20 protein-coding genes (1 of these 20 cut by a window edge) are annotated in these 22510 nt (G+C 74.8%); 17 read left to right on the top strand and 3 right to left on the bottom strand.

Annotation, left to right across the window (positions count from 1 at the left end; genetic code table 11):
• Window positions 1-65 precede the first annotated feature (65 nt).
• Window positions 66-413 (top strand): hypothetical protein, encoded by a 348-nt coding sequence (locus O7542_RS13015; protein WP_064446297.1) that lies wholly within the window; start codon window positions 66-68, stop codon window positions 411-413.
• A gap of 103 nt (window positions 414-516) precedes the next feature.
• Here O7542_RS13015 and O7542_RS13010 read toward each other — a convergent pair whose 3' ends face one another.
• A complete protein-coding gene (locus tag O7542_RS13010) occupies window positions 517-1230 on the bottom strand; it encodes a Clp protease N-terminal domain-containing protein (protein ID WP_281606299.1) in 714 nt (237 codons plus the stop codon).
• A 226-nt stretch (window positions 1231-1456) separates the two neighbouring features.
• On the opposite strand from O7542_RS13010, the gene O7542_RS13005 reads away from it, so the two are divergent.
• The 7 genes from O7542_RS13005 to O7542_RS12975 are packed head-to-tail and all read left to right on the top strand — an operon-like array spanning window position 1457 to window position 7291.
• Window positions 1457-2176 carry a class II aldolase/adducin family protein gene (locus tag O7542_RS13005; protein WP_051610994.1) on the top strand — a complete coding sequence of 240 codons (720 nt, stop codon included), beginning with the start codon at window positions 1457-1459 and terminating at the stop codon, window positions 2174-2176.
• On the top strand, window positions 2173-3147 hold the full coding sequence (locus O7542_RS13000; protein WP_064446294.1) for an ABC transporter substrate-binding protein: 975 nt from the start codon (window positions 2173-2175) through the stop codon (window positions 3145-3147). The genes O7542_RS13005 and O7542_RS13000 overlap by 4 nt, the downstream gene beginning before the upstream one ends.
• Window positions 3144-3905, top strand: coding sequence for an ABC transporter permease subunit (locus O7542_RS12995; protein ID WP_281606298.1), 762 nt, complete (start codon window positions 3144-3146; stop codon window positions 3903-3905). The genes O7542_RS13000 and O7542_RS12995 overlap by 4 nt, the downstream gene beginning before the upstream one ends.
• The gene (locus O7542_RS12990) at window positions 3902-4666 is read left to right on the top strand and encodes an ABC transporter permease subunit (protein ID WP_073829906.1); all 765 of its coding nucleotides are present in this window, start codon (window positions 3902-3904) and stop codon (window positions 4664-4666) included. The genes O7542_RS12995 and O7542_RS12990 overlap by 4 nt, the downstream gene beginning before the upstream one ends.
• On the top strand, window positions 4663-5448 hold the full coding sequence (locus O7542_RS12985) for an ABC transporter ATP-binding protein (protein WP_043324780.1): 786 nt from the start codon (window positions 4663-4665) through the stop codon (window positions 5446-5448). Before O7542_RS12990 ends, O7542_RS12985 begins: the two co-directional genes overlap by 4 nt.
• The gene (locus O7542_RS12980) at window positions 5445-6362 is read left to right on the top strand and encodes an MBL fold metallo-hydrolase (protein ID WP_051610992.1); all 918 of its coding nucleotides are present in this window, start codon (window positions 5445-5447) and stop codon (window positions 6360-6362) included. The genes O7542_RS12985 and O7542_RS12980 overlap by 4 nt, the downstream gene beginning before the upstream one ends.
• A complete protein-coding gene (locus tag O7542_RS12975) occupies window positions 6362-7291 on the top strand; it encodes an amidohydrolase family protein (RefSeq protein ID WP_209961482.1) in 930 nt (309 codons plus the stop codon). Before O7542_RS12980 ends, O7542_RS12975 begins: the two co-directional genes overlap by 1 nt.
• 8 nt (window positions 7292-7299) lie before the next feature.
• On the opposite strand, the gene O7542_RS12970 is transcribed toward O7542_RS12975, so the two are convergent.
• Window positions 7300-7863, bottom strand: a complete 564-nt coding sequence (locus O7542_RS12970; protein WP_209961484.1) for a DM13 domain-containing protein — start codon at window positions 7861-7863, stop codon at window positions 7300-7302.
• Window positions 7864-7965: 102 nt separating this feature from the next.
• Between O7542_RS12970 and O7542_RS12965 the strand changes: the two genes are divergently transcribed.
• Both O7542_RS12965 and O7542_RS12960 read left to right on the top strand, forming a co-directional pair.
• Complete coding sequence (locus O7542_RS12965; protein WP_064446288.1) at window positions 7966-8661, top strand: response regulator transcription factor; 696 nt, start codon at window positions 7966-7968, stop codon at window positions 8659-8661.
• A complete protein-coding gene (locus O7542_RS12960) occupies window positions 8658-9680 on the top strand; it encodes a HAMP domain-containing sensor histidine kinase (protein WP_281606297.1) in 1023 nt (340 codons plus the stop codon). Before O7542_RS12965 ends, O7542_RS12960 begins: the two co-directional genes overlap by 4 nt.
• Before the next feature lie 16 nt (window positions 9681-9696).
• Here O7542_RS12960 and abc-f read toward each other — a convergent pair whose 3' ends face one another.
• The gene (abc-f, locus tag O7542_RS12955) at window positions 9697-11334 is read right to left on the bottom strand and encodes a ribosomal protection-like ABC-F family protein (RefSeq protein ID WP_281606296.1); all 1638 of its coding nucleotides are present in this window, start codon (window positions 11332-11334) and stop codon (window positions 9697-9699) included.
• Between the two features lie 283 nt (window positions 11335-11617).
• Here abc-f and O7542_RS12950 point away from each other — a divergent pair, with 283 nt between their 5' ends.
• The 7 genes from O7542_RS12950 to O7542_RS12920 form a co-directional block, all read left to right on the top strand.
• Window positions 11618-12382 carry an alpha/beta fold hydrolase gene (locus O7542_RS12950; protein WP_281606295.1) on the top strand — a complete coding sequence of 255 codons (765 nt, stop codon included), beginning with the start codon at window positions 11618-11620 and terminating at the stop codon, window positions 12380-12382.
• Between the two features lie 161 nt (window positions 12383-12543).
• A complete protein-coding gene (locus O7542_RS12945) occupies window positions 12544-13557 on the top strand; it encodes a class I SAM-dependent methyltransferase (RefSeq protein WP_104115000.1) in 1014 nt (337 codons plus the stop codon).
• On the top strand, window positions 13554-16199 hold the full coding sequence (locus O7542_RS12940) for an amino acid adenylation domain-containing protein (RefSeq protein ID WP_281606294.1): 2646 nt from the start codon (window positions 13554-13556) through the stop codon (window positions 16197-16199). The genes O7542_RS12945 and O7542_RS12940 overlap by 4 nt, the downstream gene beginning before the upstream one ends.
• The gene (locus O7542_RS12935) at window positions 16180-17331 is read left to right on the top strand and encodes a potassium transporter TrkA (protein WP_281606293.1); all 1152 of its coding nucleotides are present in this window, start codon (window positions 16180-16182) and stop codon (window positions 17329-17331) included. The genes O7542_RS12940 and O7542_RS12935 overlap by 20 nt, the downstream gene beginning before the upstream one ends.
• Window positions 17328-18683 (top strand): DUF6002 family protein, encoded by a 1356-nt coding sequence (locus tag O7542_RS12930; protein WP_281606292.1) that lies wholly within the window; start codon window positions 17328-17330, stop codon window positions 18681-18683. The genes O7542_RS12935 and O7542_RS12930 overlap by 4 nt, the downstream gene beginning before the upstream one ends.
• Window positions 18680-21043, top strand: a complete 2364-nt coding sequence (locus O7542_RS12925) for a non-ribosomal peptide synthetase (protein WP_281606291.1) — start codon at window positions 18680-18682, stop codon at window positions 21041-21043. Before O7542_RS12930 ends, O7542_RS12925 begins: the two co-directional genes overlap by 4 nt.
• On the top strand, window positions 21040-22510 hold the 5' portion of the coding sequence (locus tag O7542_RS12920; RefSeq protein WP_281606290.1) for a polyketide synthase. The gene runs 182 nt beyond the window's last position; 1471 of the gene's 1653 nt are visible here — the first part of the coding sequence; its start codon is at window positions 21040-21042; its stop codon lies beyond the right edge, outside the window. Before O7542_RS12925 ends, O7542_RS12920 begins: the two co-directional genes overlap by 4 nt.

Genomic DNA, 22510 nt, shown 5'->3' with positions numbered 1-22510 from the left:
CGGGTTCGCCGACGGTTCAGGGTGACGCTCCTGAGCCTCGACGCCCTCGCTCACCGAGGGCCCGTGTGGCCCTGACCGGAGTGGTGCTGATTCTGGTGCTCCTCGCGTACGTGTCGCTGGAGGCCCTGATCTACGATCCGGTGTTCGGCAGCGGCCCGTTGAGCGACGTGCTGGGGGTGGTTGTTCCGTCCCTGTTCGTCGTCGCGGTCGCCCCGCTGGTCTCCTACCGCCGTCGCGACGCTGTCGCCTGGCTGTTACCGCCGCTGGGTCTGCTCCTGACCGCACGGCTGGCGTGGCGCCTGACCCTGCTGCCCTACCGGGACTGGCCGCCACGCCCGGAAGAAGCTCGCCGGTGCCGCCGGGCGCCGGTGGGTGCTGACGAGGGAACCACCCTGTACCAGCTCGAGGGGTAACGGGGAGGACAGAGGCAGTGGCGCGGGTGCGGTCGTCGACCGCACCCGCGTCGCGTCTCGGCCGGCGCCCGCGCGCTCAGCATCGACGTTCCGCCCGGCGCCGTCAGGCGTCGGTCGCGTCGAGCCGCTTCTGCAGCCGGTCGAGGCGGTCGAGGACGTCGTGCATCATCACGCGCAGGACCGTCGTGTCGGCGTCGCGTCCGGGCAGCATCCGCCCGAACGCGACGCCGTAGTAGAGGGCGGAGAGCGCGGCGGGCGTGACGACGGCGCTCACCCCGGTGCGGCGCAGCGCGGCGCCCGCCTCGCCGTCGTCGCGCAGCAGCCCGAGCAGCAGGTGGCTGCCGGTGGTGACGGCCGAGGCGTGCGCGGTGGCCTGCTCGGCGGCGGCCGCCAGCACCGCCCGGGTGGCCGGCGAGGTGGCCGGCTCGGTGGGCGTCGCCGTGGTGGCGGGGGTCTCGCCCAGGGCCGCGCGGATCGTGGCGGCGGGGAAGCCGAGCAGTTCGACGGTGTTCAACACCAGGCTCTCGCCCTCGTCGAGAAAGGCCCGCAGCAGGTGGACCGGCTCCACCGTGCCCGCGCCGGAGGCGGACGCGAGGGCGTACGCCTGGTGCAGGATCGCCGCCACGTGGTGGTTGGCGGGCGGTGTCAGGGTGAGCCCGGCGGGCAGCGCCCGGGTGGTGGGTGTCTCGTGAGTCGCGCCCACGGCGCCGTCCAGCGCCTGGGTCAGCGCGGTCTGGCAGATCCGGGAGACCGGCAGTCGGGCGTCTCGGACGCGGTCGGCGAGGGCGTCGGGTAGATAAACGTTGACCTTGGGCACCTGACCGATCCTGTCACGCGGGGGCCGGGCCGGGCACCCCTTGATCGCCTACATTCCCTAGGGTTATAGTAGGGTTATGCCCGCGCTGCTGACCACCCGACGAGCCCTCGACCAGGGCCGTACCTCCAGCGCGCTCTGTCGCCGCTGAGCCCCACCGGCTCGCTTCGCACACGTCGCCTCGTCGTGCCCTCCTGGGCACGGCCGACTCCTTAAGGCCCGACACGCCATGACTCAGCACGACCCTGTCCAGAAAGCCCGCGTCGACCTGACCGCCGGCATCAACAAGCTCTTCGCCGCCTCGGCCATGTCGGCCAGCGGACACGGCAACATCAGCGTCCGGATTCCCGGCCACGACGACCGCCTCCTCGTCAACGCCGGGGAACTGCTGCGCCCGTGGCCCGCCGACGACCTGCGGGTCGCGGCGCCCGCGCTGCGCACCGTCAACGACGACGTCGTCGTGGTCGGCCTCGACGGGACCGTCCACGAGGGAACGCCCAGCCCGTCGGTGGCCGCGATCCTGAAGATGCACATCGGCGTCTACCAGGCCCGGCCCGACGTCAACGCCGTCATCCACACCCATTCGCCGTACGCCACCAGCTACGCCCTCGCCGGTGTGTCGCTGCCGGCCCGGTACGAGGCCCTGCTGGTGCACGGCCAGCCGGTCGACATCCCGGTCGCGCCGTGGGCGCCACGCGGCACCGAGGAGGCGGTGCGGTCGATCGCCGAGACGTTCGCGGCGCACCCCCGCACGTACGCGATCCTGCTCGGCAACCACGGCCTGCTCGTCGCCGGCGACTCCGCCCGGCACGCCGCGAGCCTCGTCGTGGCGATCGAGGAGGCGGCCGTCTCCAGCATCGGCGCCGAGCCGCTCGGCGGCCCGGCGCCGTTCCCCGACCACGTCCACGACCTCGACCTGCGCCTGCGCTTTGAGGAGCCGACCGCATGACCACCCGTAGCCGCCGGATCGCCGGCGCCCTCGCCGCCGTCCTGCTCACCACGTCGCTCGCCGCCTGCGGCGGGAACGACGAGCCCGCCGCGGCGAGCGCCGACGGCCTCACCACCGTCCGGCTCGCCTCGTCGCCGCTGGGCCACCTCGCGCCCATCTACCTGGCCCAGGAGCGCGGCATCTTCGCCAAGCACGGCCTCAAGGTCGAGGTCGACACCGAGACCTCCGACCTGACCTCCGTGCCGGCCGTGCTGGCCGGCAAGGTCGACTTCGCCACCGGCGACCTCACCACGCTGATCGTGGCCCGGTCCAAGGGCCTCGACGTCAAGGCAGTGGTGCCGGCGTCCGCGTCCACCGGCAAGGAGGGCGCCGACTACGGCGCCCTGGTGGTCAAGGGCGACTCCGGCATCACCAGCGCCAAGCAGCTCGAAGGCAAGACCGTCTCGGTCAACGTCCTCACCAACATCGCCGCCGCGGCGGCCCGCGAGGCGGTCCGCGCCGACGGCGGCGACCCGACGAAGGTCAAGCTCGTCGAGATCCCGTTCCCGCAGGCGCCCGCCGCGGTCAGCACCGGCCGGGTGGACGGCGCCTGGGTGGTCGAGCCGTTCCTGTCGGCGGCCAAGGCACAGGGCGCGGTGCCGGTCGGCTGGGGATTCACCGACCTGGCGCCCGACCTCACGGTCTCCGCCTGGTACGCGGCCGGCTCCTACACCTCGAAGAACGCGAAGACCGTCACCGCGTTCCGGGACGCGGTGCGGGAGGCGTACGCGTACGCCCGCGACCACGAGGACGAGGTGCGCGCGAAGATCCCCACGTTCACCGAGATCAAGCCGGAGGTGGCCGCGAAGATCACCCTGACCGGCCTGCGTGACGAGGTCAGCCGGCAGGCCGCCGAGAAGCTCGCCGGCTACGCCCAGCGCGACGGGCTCATCACCACCACACCTGACCTCGACGAACTGATCCTCAAGTGAGAAGGGGGTGGCTCGGCGCCCTGGGCCTGGCGGGCGCTGCAACGACCTACGAGATCCTCGCCCGCCTGTTCCTCGACCCGGCTTACGTGCCGCCGCTGAGCGCCGTGGTTCCGGAGGCGCTGCGCCTGCTCACCGAGGAACGGTTCTGGACGGCGACCGGCCGTACGCTGGCGGCGGTGGCGGTCGGCCTGGTCATCGCGCTGGCCGCCGGCATCCTGGCCGGGTTCGCGCTCGGCTCGGTGCCCCAGGTGCGCCGGGCCACCTCCTCCACTCTCGACTTCCTGCGGCCGGTCCCGTCGATCGTGCTGATCCCGGTCCTGGTGCTCGTGCTCGACGTCCGGCAGATCACCGTGCTGCTGGTCGCCGTGTCCTGCTTCTGGATCGTCGTGTTCCAGGTGCTCTACGGCCTGCGTGACGTGGACCGGGTGGCGGTCGAGACCGCCCGCGCCTTCCGGCTCGGCCGGCTGGCCCGGATCGTGCACGTCACCTGGCCCACGGTGCTGCCGTACCTGGGCACGGCGCTGCGCCTGATCGTCTCGGTCGCGCTGGCCCTCGCACTGACCGGCGGGCTGGTCATGGGCGCCGCCGGGCTCGGCGAGATGATCTGGAGCAGCCAGGAGTCCGGCGAGTCCACCGGCATGTACGCGCTGGTGCTGCTCACCGGCGGGCTCGGCATCGGCCTCGACCAGCTCGCCCGGCTGGCCGAGCGGCGGCTGCTGCACTGGCACGTGGCGACCCGCCGGGAGGCCCTGGCATGAAGGCCCTCGGCTACGCGCTCGGCCTGCCCGCGGCGCTCGTGGCCGCCTGGTGGGTGGCCAGCGACGGCAGCACCAACGTGTTCCTGCCGCCGCTGCGCACGATCGTCGAGGCGTTCCGGGACGTGTGGTTCTCCGACACGTTCGTCCGCGACGTGGTGCCCAGTCTGTGGCGCCTCGCCGCCGGCTACACGATCGCGCTCGCCGCGGGCGTCGTCCTCGGCTTCGTGATCGGGCGGTGGGCGGTGCCGCGCGCGCTGACCGGCCCGCTGCTGGCGTACTTCCGGGTGCTGCCCGCCCCGGTGCTGATCCCGGTGCTGCTGGTGGCGGTCGGCATCGGCGACACGACCAAGCTGGTCGTCATCACTGTGGGCGCGGTCTGGCCGATCCTGCTCAACACCGCCGACGGCGTCCGCGCCGCCGACGAGGTCGGGCTGGAGACCGCCGCGGCGTACCGGCTGCCGCGCCGCACCCGGCACCTGCTGGTGCTGCGCGGCGCGAGCCCGCAGATCTTCGCCGGCGCCCGGCAGGCCCTCGGCCTGTCGATCATCCTGATGGTGGTCAGCGAGATGCTGATGAGCACCGACGGGCTCGGCTTCACAGTGGTGCAGTTCCAGCGCAGCTTCGCCATCCCGCAGATGTGGAGCGGGGTGCTGCTGATCGGCCTGCTCGGGTTCGGGCTCGCCAAACTCTTCGAGCTCGTCGAGCGGCGCGCGTTGCGCTGGCATCGCGGCCACACCGGACAACTCACGGAGCGACCATGACCTCCCTGCTCGAGATCGCCGGGATCGGCAAGACCTACCGGGCCCGGGAACGCACCGTCGAGGTGCTGACCGCGATCGACCTGACCGTCTCCGAGGGCGAGTTCGTCGCGCTCGTCGGCCCGTCCGGCTGCGGCAAGACCACCCTGCTCAAGATCGTCGCCGGGCTGCTGCCGGCCACCGTGGGGCAGGTCCGGTTCGGCGGCCGTCCGGTCACCGAACCGCCGCCCGGCCTCGGCGTCGTCTTCCAGGAGTACGGCCGCAGCCTGTACGCCTGGAAGACGGTCCGGCAGAACGTCGAGCTGCCGCTGCGGCACCTGGACCTGAGCCGGGCGCGGCGGCGGGAACTCGTCGCCGACGCGCTCGACGCGGTCGGACTCGGCGCGGCCGGCGACGCGTACCCCTGGCAGCTCTCCGGCGGCATGCAGCAGCGCGTCGCGATCGCCCGTGCGGTCGCCTACCGGCCCCGGCTGCTGCTGATGGACGAGCCGTTCTCCGCCGTCGACGCGCAGACCCGCGCCGACCTGGAGGACCTGGTAGCCACGCTGTGGAAGCGCTACGGCATGACCATCGTCTTCGTCACCCACGACATCGACGAGGCGGTCTACCTCAGTCAGCGCGTCGTGGTGCTCGGCGCCGGCGTCTCCGGCGTCCAGGCCGACATCCCGGTCGACCTGCCCGCCGACCGGGAACAGATCGGCACCCGTTCCTCCGCCCGCTTCGGCGAGCTGCGCACCCGAGTGTGGACGCAGGTCCGCCGTACCCCCGAGAGCGAGATGGTATGAGCAACGCCCGATGGACCGACACCGGCGGCGGCGAGGGCCCGCTGTGGTCCTTCCGAGTCGGTGAGGTCGAGGTCTTCCCGATTCGCGAGGTCGACTACTTCGTGGACCCGGCCGAGTTCTTCCCGCAGCTGGCGACCGAGTCGTGGACCGACGGCGCGTTCTACACCCGGGAGCCGTTCACCCACGACGGCCGGATCCTGCTCAACCAGGAGGCCCACCTGCTGCGTACGCCGGACCGGCTGATCCTGGTCGACGCCGGCGGCGGCAACGGCAAACCGCGCAACGGCGGCGTGTTCGACCGGGCGGACCGGCCGTTCCTGGAACAGTTCGCCCGCGCCGGGGTGTCGCTCGGCGACATCGACACCGTCGTCTTCACCCACCTGCACGTCGACCACGTCGGTTTCGCCACCAGCGCGGACGGCCGCGGCGGCTGGGAGCCGACCTTCCCCAACGCCCGGTACCTGGTGGTCCGGGAGGAGTTCGACTGGTGGACCGGCCCGGACGGCGCGCGGGCCATGCAGCGTACCGGCGACTACATCGCCGACAGCATCCTGCCGCTGCGCGACGCCGGGGTGCTCGACCTGATCGAGGCCGACCACGTCCTGTCCCCGCACGTGCACCTGGTGCCCGCGTTCGGTCACACGCCCGGCAACGTCTACCTGGTCGTCGAGTCGGCCGGGCAGCGGGCGTTGTTCGCCGGCGACATGCTGCACCACGGCGTCCAGCTGGAACGGCCGGAGTGGAGCATCCGCTACTGCGTGGTGCCGGGCGACTCCGCCGACCAGCGCCGCCGGTTGCTGGAACGGGCCGCCGACTCGGGTGACCTGCTCGTGCCGGCGCACTTCCCGTTCCCCGCGGCCGGGTACGTGCGCCGGGCCGAGCGCGGCTTCACCTACACGTTCCTCGACGTCTGATGCTCATCGCCGACTTCCACACCCACCACGCCTGTCCGGACTATCCCGCGGTGCTGCCGCACAACGCCACCGGCGTGCTCGCCGCCCGCTGGGCCGACACGGCCCGGCGCGTCGCCGACCTCGACGGCCTGCTCGCCGAGTCCGGCCGGCACGGCGTGGACCTGCGCGTCCTGAGCGCCCCGCCGGCGATGGTCACCCCGCACGGCGAACGGACGCGGCCGGACGATTTGCGGCGGCTCAACGACCACCTGGCCGCCGTGGTCGCCGCGAACCCGGGCCGCCTCGCCGGGCTCGCCACGATCGACGCCTTCGGCGGCGACGCGGCCGCCGGGGAGGTGGTCCGGGCCGTCCGCGAGCTGGGCCTGCCGGGCGTCGTCGTCGACTGCGCCGCCGCGGACGGGCGGCTGCTCGGCGACCCGGCCGCCCGTCCCACCCTGTCCGCCGCGGCCGAGCTGGGTGTGCCGGTCTTCGCGCATCCGATCAGCAGGTCCACGCTGACCGCCGAGTTCGCCGGCCTGGGCCGGCTCGGCACGTCGCTGGCCCGCGGCACGATCAACGCCGCCGCGCTGCTGTCCCTGCTCACCGGCGGCGCCCTGGCCGCGCTGCCCGGCCTGCACGTGGTCTTCCCGATGCTCGGGGTGGCCGGCCTGGCGCTCGCCGCCGCCACCGACGAGGGCGCGTTGCTCAGCGCGCCCGGCCGTCGCGCCCACGTGTACGCCGACACCATGGGCTTCGCGCCGTCGGCGATCCGCTTCGCCACCGACCTGCTCGGGGTCGACCACGTGGTCGTCGGCGGGGACTGGCCGGTCGCCGAACGGGAGACCACCCGGGAGCGGGTCGAGGCGGCGCTGCGCGGCGCGGGCCTCGACCCGGACGAGCGCGCCCTGGTGGCCGGCGGCAACACGCTGCGCCTGCTGGGCCGCGGCTGACGCGCCGATCAGGCCGGCGCCGATCCCGTCCCCGCCACGGCCAGCGGGGCCGCGCCGAACGACACCGCGAACCGCTTGCACCAGATCGACACGCTGCGCAGCCCGTCCAGGTCCACCGACGCCGGGATGTCGTACGCCTGGTCGCCGATGTTGCCCTTGAGGCGGCCCAGTTCCACCCAGCGGCCGTCGTCGAACACCTGCCAGCCCGCGCGGCCCTGCTGCACCTTCCGGTCGGTGAGCCAGACCCGCAGGTCGGGGCCGTCGGAGGTGTTCAGGCCGCGCAGCAGCAACTGACGGCGGCCGTCGGCGAGCCGGACCAGCTGCGCCCGGCCGGACGTGTCGTGCTCGTGGGTGACGAAGTCACCGGCGGCCAGGACCACGTCGGCGGGCGGCCCGCCGGTGGCCGGCGGGCCGCTCGTGCCGGCCGTCGGCGGCTCCGTCACCGACGGCAGCGCCTCGCGCACCTCGCGGTCGGTCACCAGCCGCCACGGCTGGAACAGGTACAGGCTCACCCCGAGACCGGCGACCACCACGACGGCGAGCACCGACAACACCACACGTCTTCTGCCCATGCCGTGAACCGTAGGGCCGTTCCCGGCCGGAGGATCTTTCCGTCCGCTTACGGCCCGACCGCGGGCCGCCGCGCCGGGACGCCGATGGGTAGCGTCGGGCCCATGGAGCGCTACGTGCTCGTCGTCGACGACGACCGGACGGTCAGCGACGTCGTCCGCCGCTATCTCGAACAGGACGGCTACCGGGTCCGGCTGTCCTTCGACGGGGCGGACGCGCTCGTCGCGGCCGGGGAGCAGCCGCCCGACCTGGTGGTCCTCGACCTGATGATGCCGGGCCTCGACGGCATCGAGGTGTGCCGGCGGCTGCGGCGGAGGCTGCCGGGGCTGCCCGTCGTCATGCTCACCGCGCTCGGCGACGAGGCCGACCGGGTCGCCGGGCTGGAGGTCGGCGCGGACGACTACGTGACGAAGCCGTTCTCCCCCCGGGAACTGGTGCTGCGCATCCGGTCGGTGCTGCGGCGCACGGCCCGCGACGACCGGGGACCGGCCGGGGTGCTGCGCGACGGCGACCTGACCGTCGACGCCGGCCGGCGGGTCGCCGAGCGAGGCGGGGAGCCGCTGGCGCTGACCGTGCGGGAGTTCGACCTGCTCGCGTTCCTGCTGGCGAACCCGGGTCGCGCGTGGTCCCGGGCCGAACTGCTGGACCGGGTGTGGGGCTGGCGCTTCGGCGACCAGTCGACCGTCACCGTCCACGTCCGGCGGCTGCGGGAGAAGATCGAGGACCGCCCGGCGCAGCCGTGCCGCATCGTCACCGTGTGGGGCGTCGGCTACCGCTACGAGCCGCTGGAGTCCCGGTGAGCGAGCTGCTGGTCATCGGGTCCTACGCCCTGCTGGCCGGCGCGGTCGTCGGCGCGCTCGGCGTGGGCGCGCTGCGGCTGGTGCGCCGCCGGTCGATCCTCGCGCACATCGCGGTGCTGCTCGCGGTCACGATCGCCTCGGTGACGGCGGGCGTCACCGCTGTCGCGCAGGCCATGTTCCTGTCCGCGCACGACCTGCAGGTGGTTCTCGTGACGGTCGCGGCGTCCGCGGCGGTCAGCCTGGCCGTCGGTGTGGCGTTCGCCCGCCGGCTGGCGCGGGCGGCGGTCTGGGCCGACCAGGCCCGGCAGCGGGAACGGCAGTTGGAGGCCGGCCGCCGCGAACTGGTCGCCTGGGTCTCCCACGACCTGCGGACACCGCTGGCCGGTCTGCGGGCGATGGCGGAGGCGCTGGAGGACCGGGTGGTGGACGATCCGGCGACGGTGGCCGAGTATCACCACCGGGTCCGGGTCGAGACCGACCGGATGACGCGCCTGGTCGACGACCTGTTCGAGCTGTCCCGGATCAACGCGGGCGCGCTGCGGCCCGCGCTGTCCCCGGTGCCGCTCGGCGACGTCGTCTCCGACGCGATCGCCGCCACCGCGCCGCTGGCCGCCGACCGGGGGGTGCATGTGCTCGCCCCGGAGACCGGCTGGCCCACGGTCCGGGCCGGCGAGGCCGAACTCGCCCGCGTCGTCACGAACCTGCTCGTCAACTCGGTGCGGTACACGCCGCCGGACGGCACGGTGCGCGTCGACACCGGCCACGACGAGGGCGACGTGTGGTTCGCCGTCTCCGACACCTGCGGCGGCATCCCCGAGGCGGACCTGCCCCGGGTGTTCGACGTGGCGTTCCGGGGGACCCGGGCCCGCACACCGGCCGGCGCGGACCAGCCGGCGCCGGCCGGTGGCGGGCTGGGCCTGGCGATCGTGCGCGGCCTGGTCGAGGCGCACGGCGGGCGGGTGCACGCGCACAACGTCACCGGCGGCTGCCGGTTCGTCGTCCGCCTCCCGCCCGCCTGACAGCCGCCGCGCCCGGTCAGGCGGCGTCCGGGGGACCGGTCTGCGTCAGGCGCCCGTCGGCGAGCCGCAGCCAGCGCTCCACCCCGATCGCGGCGAGGAACCGCTCGTCGTGGCTGACCACGAGCAGCGCCCCCCGGTACGCGTTCAGCGCGCTCTCCAACTGCGCGACGCTGAGCAGGTCGAGGTTGTTCGTCGGCTCGTCGAGCAGCAGGAGATGCGGGGCCGGCTCGGCGCCCAGGACGCAGGCCAGCGTCGCCCGCAGCCGCTCGCCGCCGGAGAGCACCCCGGCCGGCAGGTGCGCCCGCGGGCCGCGGAACAGGAAGCGGGCCAGCAGGTTCATCCGCTGCGCGTCCGGGGCCTGCGGCGCGAACGCGGCCAGGTTCTCCGCCACCGTACGGTCGGAGTCCAGCAGGTCGAGGCGCTGCGACAGGTACGCGATGCGGCCGTCGGCCCGGGTGATCCGGCCCTGCTCGGGTTCCAGGTCGCCGTTGATCAGGCGCAGCAGCGTGGACTTGCCCGCGCCGTTGCCGCCGAGCACGGCGATCCGCTCCGGTCCCCGGATCGTCAGGTCGACGCCACCGGTGGCGAACAGCTGCCGGTCGCCGTACCGGATCTGCGCTCCTTCGGCGGTGAGCAGCGTGCGGCCGGCCGGCACCTCGGTGGCGGGCAGCTCCACCGAGATCCTCTGCTCGTTGCGCAGCGCCCGCTCGGCCTCGTCGAGCCGGGCCCGGGCGTCGTCCACCCGCCCGGAGTGCATCTCGTTCGCCTTGCCGGCGGCCACCTGCGCGTCCCGTTTCATGCCACCGGCGACGATCCTCGGCAGCCCCGCGTTCTTGAGGTTGCGGGCGGCGTTGCCGGCCCGGCGGGCCGCCCGCTCGCGGGCCTCCTGCAACTCCCGCTTCTCCCGCTTGAGGTCCTGCTCGGCGTTGCGGATGTTCTTCTCCGCCACCTCCCGCGCGGCGCGCGCCGCCTCCTCGTACGCGGTGAAGTTCCCGCCGTGGAACCGCACCTCGCCGCGGTCAAGCTCGGCGATGCGGTCCATCCGGTCCAGCAGCGCCCGGTCGTGACTGACCAGCAGCAGGCAGCCGGTCCACTGCTCCAGCACGTCGTAGAGCCGGTGCCGGGCGTCGAGGTCGAGGTTGTTAGTGGGCTCGTCGAGCAGCAGCACGTCGGGCTGTTTGAGCAGTTGCGCCGCCAGGCCGAGCGAGACGACCTGCCCGCCGCTGAGGGTGTCCAGCCGCCGGTCGAGCGCGAGGTCGCCGAGGTCGAGCCGGTCCAGCTGGGCGCGGGTGCGCTCCTCGATGTCCCAGTCGTTGCCGATGGTGGTGAAGTGCCGCTCGTCGGCGTCGCCGGACTCGATGGCGTGCAGCGCCGCGATCAGCGGGGCGATCTCCAGCACCTGCGCCACGGTCAGGTCGCCGGACAGCGGCAGGCTCTGCGGGAGGTAGCCCGGCACACCGTGCACCGTGACCGACCCGGCGGCGGGCCGCAGCTCACCGGCGATCAGCTTGAGCAGCGTGCTCTTGCCGGCGCCGTTCGGCGCGACCAGGCCGGTCCGGCCCGCGCCGAGGGTGAAGGAGAGGTTCTGGAAGACCGGGGTGTCGTCGGGCCAGGAGAAGGTCAGGTTCGAGCAGACGACGAAGGAATCGGACATCAGGAAGACGACCTCGAAGATGAGGGCGGGCGGACCTCAGCCGCCCGGCGGGGGACACGGTCTCGGGGTACGACGACACGACCACGGCGCCTGCCTGTGGTGGGTCACATGTCCGGTCTCACCCGGAGATGTCGTCGTCACCCGCCATGTCTGGTCTCCCTGCCTGCCTGATCGCCACTGGATCACTCCGGTCCACCGTAGCACCGGCCGGTGCCCGGCGCGGGCGTGCCGGACCGGCGTCCGCGCGGCGGTCCGCCGCGCCGTGCGCCCTATGCTCCTGGCCATGTCCCAGGTGACTGCGAGCCGCTGGTTCGGGCCGGCCGGATCCTCGACCGGCGACGCCCAGGTGTTCGTCTTCCCGTACGCCGGCGGCGTCGCCGCCTCCTTCGCGCAGTGGCGGGAACTGGCCGCGCCGGAGCTGTCGGTGCAGGTCGCGCTAATGCCGGGCCGGGGCGCCCGGCTGCACGAGCCACCGGTGGACGACCTCGCGGAACTGGTGGACGCGCTGGCGACGGCCGTCGCCGAGCGGGCGTCCGGGCCGTTCCTGCTGTTCGGCCACAGCCTGGGGGCGCTGGTGGCGTTCGAGGTGACCCGGGAGCTGCGCCGCCGGGGCGCGCCCGCACCGCTGGCGTTGCTGGTCGGCGGCGCGGAGGCGCCGGGGACCCGGCTGGTACGGCGGCGCGTCCACGACCTGGACGACGCCGGTCTCGTCGACGCGCTGCGCGACTTCGGGGCCACGCCGGCCGCGCTGCTGGCCGACCGCGACCTGATGGAGCTGATCCTGCCCGGGGTGCGGGCCGACTTTGCGCTGTCCGAGCGGTACGCCTATCGCCAGGGGCCGCCGCTGGAGGTGCCGGTGCACGTGCTGCTCGGCGACGGGGACGAGCACGTGGACCCGGAACGGGCCGCGGGGTGGGCCCGGGAATGTGTCACCGAGCCGCGATGGCACGTCTTTCCCGGCGGGCATTTCTTCCTTACCGACCATCTGCCGGAAATCATCGACCTAATGCGACACATCGTCGTCAGTCACACCCCTGTGGCGGAATAAGCGACAAAGAGCAGGTAAGGACTCGTACCCGCGCCGGACCTTCCACAATGTCCGGTATTCGACCTGGTGAGTGGCCGAGAAGCGGTGTTAAAGTTCGCCATCCGTTCGCCGAAGGGACGTCGCTGACGAGGCGGCATACTGTCGCGTGCGCCGAGGTGTTCATGAGCCGGCCGTACCTTCCGTCCCTGGTCCTACGCGATTACCTGCACACCGTGGCGACCCTCCACCCGCAACTGCGCGAGCTGCTCGACTTCGGCCGTCCCGGCGCGGACGCGGCCCTCGCGGAACTGGCCGGCACGGTCAGCGAGTTCGACACCGACTCCACCGGCCGGGGCGATTCCTATCGCCGGGCTCAGCGGGACACGCTCGTCCGCTGGACCGGTATGCGGCGGCTGCTGGACCTCGCCACGCCGGACGCAGCCGCTCCGGTCACGCTGATCCTCGACGTGCTCGGCGGCGACGGCACGGTGGCCCGCGCCGCGGGCAGCCAGTCGGCCTGCTTCGAGTCCAAACTCGCATTCATCACCGGCGACCTGTCCGGCCACATGGTCGACAAGGCGCTCGCCCACGGCCTGCCCGCCGTCCGCCAGGCCGCGCACTTCCTGTTCCTGCGCGACGCCGGCGTGGACGCGGTGCTGCTGGCGTACGGCACGCACCACATCCCGGCGGCCCGGCGGCCGCAGGCGGTGGCGGAGGCGGCCCGGGTGGTCCGACCCGGCGGCCGGATCGTGCTGCACGACTTCGACGAGTCCAGCCCGATGGCCGGGTTCTTCGGCGAAGTGGTGCACCCGCACGCCGCCGGCGGCCACGACTACCGGCACTTCAGCCGCGCCGAGCTGACCGGCCTGTTCACCGCGGCCGGGCTGCCGGTACGCGTCCTCGACCTGTACGACCCGCTGATCGTGCGCGCCGACAGCGCCGAGTCGGCGTCCGCGGGCATGCGCGACTACGTCGGCGACATGTACGGCGTGCGCGACTACTTCGCGACGCTCACCGACGACGAGGTGTGGCAGCTGCTGACCCGCCACTTCGACCACACCCGCTACCTGGCCGGGATCGGCCGCGACGACGTGCCGGCCCGTCCGCTGGTCTACCGGGCCGACGGGCAGTTCGTAGCCGAGGTGCCTCGGATGGCGATCGTCGCGGTCGCGACGAGGACGCAGGTAGCGCCGTGACCGGCCCGAGCCACCTGACCGGCCCGCGCTACCTGACCGACCTGGTGCACCGGCCCGCCGGCGCCGGCGGCGACCGGCCCGCGATCGTCGGCCCGGACGGCGAGCTGAGCTACACCGCGCTGTGGGAGCGGGCCGGCGCGACGGCCGAGCTGCTGCGCCGCGCCCGCGTGCGGCCGGGTGACCTGGTGGGTCTCTACCTGCACCGGTCCGCCGACTATGTGACGTCGCTGCTGGCGACGCTCGCGGTGGGCGCGGTGGCGGTGCCGGTCGACCCCGAGCTGCCCTCCGGCCGGGCCGAGCAGATGCTCGCGGCGGCCGCGCCCCGGCTCGTCCTGTACGCCGACCGTCCGCCCGCCGTCGCCGCGCCCGCGTCGACCGGGTGGCGGGACGTGCGTACCGCGCGGGCCGGGTCGACGGCCGACCTGACCGATCGCACCGGCTGGCTGCCGCCGGGCGAGCACGCCGCGCTGGTGCTGTTCACCTCCGGCTCCACCGGCCGGCCGAAGGGCGTGGTGCTGCACCACGCCGGGCTGGTCAACCGGCTGGCCTGGGGTCACGAGTGGTTCGGCTTCGGCGCCGACGACCGGGTGCTGCACAAGGCGTCGATCGGATTCGACGCGTCGGTGCACGAGATCCTCTCCCCGCTGATCGCGGGCGGCGCCGTGGTCGTCGCCGGGCCGGGCCTGCAGTTCGACAGCCTCGGGTTGGTCCGGCTGATCCAGCGGGAGGCGGTCACCACCGCGCACTTCGTACCGACCATGTTGCGGCACGTGCTCGACGAGCCGGAGTTCGCCGGCTGCCTCACGCTGCGGCGGGTGCTGTGCGGCGGCGAGGCGCTGGACATGCGGCTGGTCCGGCGGTTGCGCGAGGTGCTGCCGTGCGGGCTGTTCAACGGGTACGGCCCGAGCGAGACGTCGATCAACGTGTCCTACTGGGACTGCGCCGAGCCGTACGCGGGCAGCATCGCCCCGATCGGCCGGATCATCGACGGCGTCACCGCCCACGTGCTCGGCGACGACCTGCGCCCGGTGCCCGAGGGCGGGACCGGCGAGCTGTGGATCGGCGGGGTCGCGGTCGGGCTGGGCTACCTGCGCGACGACGAGCGGACGGCGGAACGTTTCCGCGCCGACCCGGCGCGGCCGGGCGCGCGGCTCTACCGCACCGGCGACCTGGTGCGGATCGCGCCGCAGGGCTTCCTGGAGTTCCGCGGCCGGGCCGACGACCAGGTCAAGATCCGGGGGGTCCGGGTGGAGCCGGGCGAGGTGGCCGCCGTGCTGCGCGAGCATCCGGCCGTGCACGACGCGGTGGTGGTGACGGTCCCGGACACCGACGACGGCCCCCGCCTGGTGGGGTACGTGGTGCCGCAGCCCCGGCAGGCCCCGGCGGTCGGCGGGCTGCCGCGCTTCCCGCTGCCGAACGGCATGGCGGTCACCGCGGCGTCGCCGGACGAGGCGGTCTTCCTCTACCGGCAGATCTTCGACCAGGCCGAGTACGCCCGCTTCGGCGTCCGCGTCGGCGACGGCGCCGTGGTCGTCGACGTCGGCGCCAACATCGGGCTGTTCTCGCTCTGGGCGTCCCGGCAGGCGCGCGACGTGCGACTGGTGGCGGTCGAACCGAACCCGGACACCCTGCCGTACCTGCGCGCCAACCTCGGCCTCTACGCCGGGTCGGCGTCGGTCGTCGAGGCCGCCGTGACCGACGCGGCGGGCACCGCCGAGCTGACCTCGTTCCCCGAGCTGAGCTACCTGTCCGGCCTCGGCGCCGACCGGGCCGGCGTCGCCTCCGACCTGGTCCGGTCGCACTACCGCAACGGTGGCGGCGACGCCGACGAGACCGAACAGGCGGCGCTGCTCGCTGACGCCCGCCGCCGCCTCGCCCCGGTGGCGCACGTGGTGCCGACGGTGACGCTGTCGGACCTGCTGGACCGCTTCGGGCTGGACCGCGTCGACCTGCTGAAGATCAACACCGAGGGCGCCGAGCTGAGCGTGCTGCGCGGGCTGCGCCCCGAGCACTGGCCCCGCATCCGCCAGGTCTGCCTGGAGGTCGAGCGCAGCAGCGTGACCACCCCGCTGGTGCGCGAGCTGCTGTGCGCTGCCGGGTTCGAGGTCAACGACATCGGCGACTGGAACGTCGGCGCGGACGCCGACGTCAGCTACGTCTACGCCGTACGGCCGCAGGACCCGCCGCCCGCGGCGACGCCCCGGGACGAGCCCGCCGACCACCTGCTGACCACCGGGCTGCTCCAGGGCTACCTGGCCTCGGCGCTGCCGCCCGCGATGCGCCCGGACCAGATCGTCCTGCTCGACCGGCTGCCCCGCCTGCCCAACGGCAAGGTCGCGCGGCTGGAGCTGCCACCACCACCGCCCCGGCCCACCGGGCCTGCTGCGGAACCCGGCGGCGGCGCCCTCACCGACCGGCTGCGCGAGGCGTGGCGGGCCACGCTCGGCGTCGACGCGGTGCACGACGACGACACGTTCGTCGCGCTCGGCGGGCACTCGCTGACCGCGCTGCGGATTGCGCTGCGGGTACGGGAGATGGCCGGGCTGGAGGTGTCTCCGGCGAGCTGCCTGCGCGCCGGGTCGTTCGCCGACTGGGTCGACCGGGTCACGGAGGCGGGACGCGATGTCAGCCCGGTCCGCTGACGCGCGGCACGTCGTCGTGGTGGGCGCCGGCCGGCTGGCCCGCTCGCTGTGCCACGCCCTGGCCGCGACGCCCACCCCGGCGCCGCTGCGCGTGACGGTCCTGGCGCGCGACCCGGACGCGGCGCTCGCGCTCGCCCGCGCCGCGCGGGTGCGCGCCACAGGCGCCGGAACCCTCGTCGCCGTCACCGCCCGGCCGTTCACCGCCGAACCCGGCGCCGATCCGGGGGAGGGGTACGCCGCCGACGCCGCCTCGATGGCCCGGCTCCGGCCCGACGTGCTGGTCTGCGCCGCGTCCGCGCAGTCGCCGTACGAGCGGGCGGCGGCGCCGTCGGCCTGGACGGACCTGATCGCCGCGGCCGGCTTCGGCGTGACGCTGGCATTGCAGGCCGAGCTGGTGTCCCGGCTGGCCGCCGCGCTGGCCGGCGGCGCGCCCGGCGCGACGCTCGTCAACGGCGCGTTCCCGGACGCGGTCAACCCGCTGCTCGCCGCACGGGACCTGCCGGTGCGCTGCGGCATCGGCAACGTGGCGACGCTCGCCGCGTGCCTGGACGCCGCGCTCGGCCGTCCCGGCCAGCGCCGCCTGGCGGTGCTCGGCCACCACGCCCACCTCGCCGCGCCCGGCCCGGACGACGAGGACACCGCCGAGGTACGCGCCTGGCTGGACGGCCGGCCCGTCCCGGACGTCACCGGGCTGCTCGCCGGCTACCGCGCGCTGCCCCGGCCGGAGCTGAACGCGCTCGCCGGGCACGCCGGGGCCGCCCTGGTGGCGGCGCTCGCCACCGGCGACGAGGTGACGGCGAGCCTGCCCGGGCCACTGGGACTGCCGGGCGGCTATCCGGTCCGGCTCACCGGCGGCCGGACCGAGCTGCGGCTGCCGGCCGAGCTGCCGATGGCGCAGGCGGTCGCCTGGAACACCGCCGCCGGGCGCCGCGACGGCGTCGAGGTCGGCGGCGGCCACGTCCGCTACCCGGAGCGCGCCCGGGTGGCGCTGGCGGCGTACCGGCCGGACCTGGCCGGCGGCTGGCACGCGAGCGAGCTGCCCGAGATCGCCTGCCGGTTCACCGCCCTGCGTGACCATCTGCGAACGGTGCCGCCGGCGCCGGCCCGGAGTGTGTTGGAGGAAGCCCGATGACCGTGACCACCCCGGCCACCCGCAACATGATCACCGACTACTACGACGTCGTCGCGTCGGCGGTGCGCAAGTGCGGCGCGGTCCCCGGCGACGCGCCCGGCACGCCCGGCTTCGCGCCCGGCTTCGACCTGCCCGAGCTGACCCCGCAGGTACGCGAGTTCTACGCCGCCGCCACGGTCAGCTGGTCCCCGCTGGGCCACTACGGCGGGCACGACCTGACGATGCTCGACCTGACCGCCAACCCGGGCACCCGGACCACGAAGACGTTCGCCTCGATGGTGATCGTCGCCCGCGCGGTGGAGCACATCCGGCGTACCGGCGAGCGGCTGTGCATCGTCACCCCGACCTCCGGCAACAAGGGCGTCGCGCTGCGCGACTCGGTGGCCCGCGCGTACGCGGCCGGGCTGGTGACCCCGGAGCAGCTGTCCATCGTGGTGCTGGCGCCGGCGGCGACCCGGCACAAGTTCCGCCACGACGCGCTCGCCGACGATCCCGCGACCCGTGCGGTGAACCCGCTGCTGCGGTACACCGGCGCGGACCCGGAGGGCGTAAAGGCGCTCGGCCGCGCGTTCGTCGACGAGTACGCGGCCACCGCGTACGACAAGCGCGGCGTCACCCTCTGGTACACGCTCGACCTGCGTAACTACCTGGTCGCCGACGCCGCCCGGGCCGCCTTCGAAGCCGACGTGTCGCCCGCCGCCGGTTCCCGCTGGCACGCGCACGCCGTGTCCAGCGCGTTCGGCCTGCTCGGCTACAACCTGGGCCGCGACGTGCTGGAGGCGGCCGGCGACGCCGACCCGGCCGACCGGCCCGGTTTCCTGCTCGTGCAGCACCTCGGCACGCCGGACATGGTGCTCAGCCTGCGCCACGGCTCGTTCGAGCGGGACCACTGCCCGGCGTACACGCTCGACGAGAGCCGGGGCGTCTGGACGCAGGACGCCGACCTGCGCTTCCCGGCCGTCACCGACGACCCGGCCGAGGTGCTCGACCCGACGTTCTACACCCATCGCCCGGTGACCTCCCCGGCCATGAACGCGCTCATCGGACGGCACGGCGGCGACGGCATCGTGGTGTCGCGGCGCGAGTGCGTGCGGCGCTATCCGGTCGCCCGGCAGTGGCTCTCCGCCGCCGGTCTGACGCTGCCCGAGGACCCGGCCCGGCTGCGGGAGTGGTCGATCCTGATGGCGCTGACCGGCGTCTGCAACGCCGTCGACCGGGGCCTGGTGCCGGCCGGGTACGAGATCGTGGTGCACGGCACCGGCAGCTACTGCGACGACTTCCGGATCGCCGAGGCCGACGCCGAGGTGTCCACGCTCGCCGACGTGGTCGCCGCCGTCCTGGACCAGCGGTGAGCCCGTCTCCGCAGCCGCTCGGCCTGCCGCCGCGGGTCGCCGCCGGGGCGCGCGCCGCGGGCGTCGACCCGGCCGCCGTCGTCCTCACCGCCACCGCCCTGGTGGTACGCCGGTACACCGGAGCCCCCGCGGTGACGCTGCGGCACGGCGACGACCCGGTGACGCTCGACCTGACCGCCGACGCGCCGATCCGGGAGTTGTGCCGGTCGCTGTGCCCGGCGCCGCCGGACCACCCGGTCGACGCCACCGTCGAGGTGAGCCCCGACCTGGTCGGCGTCACCGTCTCCGGGCTGCCCGCCGCGTACGCCGACGACCTCCGCGCCGACCTGGCCGACGTCCTGTCCACGCTGGACCCGGACGCCTCGTCGGCGGGGTTGCTGCCGTCGGCCCGCTACGAGCGGCGTCCGGCGCCGGACCTGTGGCGGCTGCACGGTGGCGACGGCACCGAGGCCGATCGGGTCCGCGGCGACACCATCCCGGCCGCGTTCGCCGCGGCGGTGCGGGCGTACCCGGACAGGCCGGCGGTGCTCGCCGACGACGCGACGGTGACCTACCGGGAACTCGGCGCGGCAGTCGCCGCGACCGCCGAAGCGCTGGCCGGGCCGGGTGACGTCACGGCGCCGGTGGCGGTGCTGTGCCGCCACGGCGTCGCCACGATCACCGGCATCCTGGCGGCGCTGGCGTCGGGGGCGCCGTACGTGCCGCTGGACCCGGCGTACCCGGCGGCCCGGCTGGCCGCGATGCTGCGCGACGCAGGCGTCCGGGCGATCGTCGCGGACCCCGGCCACGAAGAGCGCGCCGCCACGCTCGCGGCCGCCGCCGGGCTGGAGTTGCCGGTCGTGTCGTTGCGCCGGGGCGAGGCCGGCGTGCCGGTGCCGGCCGGGCCCGCGCGCCCGGACGACCCGGCGTACGTGCTCTACACCTCCGGGTCCACCGGGAAGCCGAAGGGCGTGGTGCAGAGCCACCGCAACGTGCTGTTCGGCGTCCGCAACCACGTGCGCAACTTCGCCGTCCGGCCGGACGACCGCACGAGCGTGCTCACCTCGTTCGGCTACGACATGGCGGTCACCGACACGTTCGGCGCGCTGCTGTCCGGCGCCGCCGCCGTCCCGGTCGACGTCCGCACGCACGGCCTCGGCCACCTCACCGGTGCGCTCGCCGGCCGGGGCGTCACCGTCTACCACTCCACCCCGACCGTCTTCCGGTACGTGATGGCGAGCCTCGGCGAGCACGGGCGGCTGCCGTCGGTCCGTGCGGTCGTCCTCGGCGGCGAGGAGGTCACCCGGCACGACGTGACGCTGGCCCGGCGGTCGTTCGCGCCGGGCGTGGTGTTCGTCAACGGGTACGGCACCACCGAGATCAGCTTCGCCGCGCAGCACCACCTGCCGCCGGACGCCGACCCGGGGCGGGCAGTCGTGCCGATCGGGCACCCGCTGCCGGGCGTCGAGGTGGTGCTGACCGACCCGGCCGGACGCCCCGCCTGCCTCACCGGCGAGGTGGTCGTGCGGACCCCGCACGTCGCGCTCGGCTACCTGGGCCTGCCGGAGCTGACCGCGGCCCGGTTCACCGAGCACGACGGGGTGCGCGCGTACCGGACCGGTGACATCGCGCGGCGGCTGCCCGACGGCACGCTCGTCTACCTGGGCCGCGGCGACCGGATGGTGAAGATCCGCGGCTACCGGGTGGAGCTGGGCGAGATCGAGGCGTGCCTGGCGGCGCTGCCGGGGGTGGCCCACGCGGCGGTGGTGGCGCGACGCGGTGCGTCCGGCGCGGGCGAGCAGGAGATCGTCGCGTACGTGGTCGGCGCCGCCGGTACGGTCGTCGAGCCGGGAGCGCTGCGGGAACGGCTGGCCGGTGTGCTGCCGGACTTCATGGTGCCCCGGGCGGTGGTGGCGGTGCCGGAGCTGCCGATCGGCCCGACCGGCAAGCTCGACCAGGCCGCCCTGCCCGACCCGGACGCCGGCCGCCCGGACGCCGGAGGGCCGCACGCGGGGCAGCCGGCCGCCGGCCGCCCGGATGCCGGGGGACCGCCGGCCGGGCCGGTCGAGCAGACCATCGCGGCGGGCTGGTGCACGGTGCTCGGACTGACCACTGTGGGCCGCCTGGTGAACTTCTTCGAGGCGGGCGGGCACTCGCTCCAGCTCGCCCTGGTGCAGGGGTACCTGGAGGAACACCTCGGCCGCCGGGTGCCGCTGGCCCGGCTGGTGGAGTTCCCGACGGTGGCGGCGCTGGCCGCGTACCTGGAGACGGCCGGGGACGCCGCGGGCGTACCGGAGGACGGCCGGCTGACCGCGGTCGGACGCCGGATGGCCCACCGTGCCGCCGCGCGGGCCGCCGGCGGCGGGGAGGGACGGGCGTGAGCGAGGACGACCGGATCGCGGTGGTGGGCCTGGCCTGCCGGGTGCCCGGCGCGGACGACGCACCGGCGCTGTGGCGCAACCTGCTGTCCGGGGTGGACTCGGTGCGCCGGGTCCCGGCCGGGGAGGGCGCGCCGGGCGGACCGGACTGGGTGTCGGCGTTCGGCCGGCTCGACGACCTGGAGGGCTTCGACGCGGACCTGTTCGGCTATCCCGCCGCGGCGGCGGCGCTGCTCGACCCGCAGCACCGGCTGTTCCTGGAGGTCGCCTGGCACGCCCTGGAGGACGCCGCGATCGACCCGGACCGCGACCCGGCCCAGATCGGCGTGTTCGCCGGATGCGCGCCCAGCCGCTACCTGCACCACCACCTGCTCGGCAACCCCGCGCTGGCCCCGGCGGCTGGCACGCTCGCCGAGGACTGGGACGACGCGCTGACCGGCTCCGGCTGCGACTATCTGCCGACGCGCACCGCGTTCGCGCTGGGGCTGTCCGGCCCGGCCGTGGCGGTCCAGACCGCCTGCTCGACCTCGCTCGTCGCGGTGTGCCAGGCCGGGCAGAGCCTGCTGGACTACCGCTGCGACGTGGCGATAGCGGGCGGCGCGGCGGTGGTCTCGACGCGGCAGGCCGGTTACCGGCTGCGGCCGGGCGGGCTGCTGGCCACCGACGGGGTGTGCCGCCCGTACGACGCCGCCGCCACCGGGCAGGTGTTCGGCAACGGCGCCGGGGCGGTGGTGCTGAAGCGGCTCGCCGACGCCCGCGCCGACGGCGACCACGTGTACGCCGTGCTCGCCGGGTGGGCGGTGAACAACGACGGCGCCGACCGGCCCGGCTTCACCGTGCCGGGCGTGTCCGGGCAGGCGGCGGTGATGGCGGAGGCGCTGGCGTCGGTCGGCTGGGACGCGGTCGACGTCGGTTACCTGGAGGGGCACGGCACCGGCACGCCGGTCGGCGACGCGATCGAGGTGGACGCGCTGGCCCGGGTACGCCGGGGCGCCCGCGCTCCGCTGCTGCTCGGCTCGGTGAAGGGCAACCTCGGCAACCTGGACGCCGCGGCGGGCGTGATTTCCCTGATCAAGGCCGTGTACGCGGTCCGCACCGGGCAGGTGCCGGGTACCGCGCACTTCACCGGTGCGCACGACGACGTCGACCTGGCCGCCGCGGGCGCCGAGGTGGACGCGCAGACTCGGCCGTGGGCCAACGAGCGGCGCGCGGGCGTCAGCTCGTTCGGTCTCGGCGGCACCAATGCGCACGTGCTGGTCGAGCCGGCGCCCGCGACGGACGCGCCGGACGCCGGGGCACCCGGCCCGGTGGTGCTGGGACTGTCCGCGGGCAGCCCGGCGGCGCTGCGGGAACTGGCCCGGCGGCTGGCCCTCCGGCTGGCCGACGGCGACCTGGCGGTGGCCGACGTGGCGCACACGCTCGCGGTGGGACGGCGGCGGCTGGCGTACCGGGACGCGGTCGCCTGCGCCG

Origin of the sequence: Micromonospora sp. WMMC264, from assembly GCF_027497275.1 — a bacterium.
Lineage (GTDB): Bacteria > Actinomycetota > Actinomycetes > Mycobacteriales > Micromonosporaceae > Micromonospora > Micromonospora chalcea.
The sequence above is the reverse complement of the archived record's forward strand: the minus strand, read 5'-3'. Positions and strand labels throughout refer to the sequence as shown.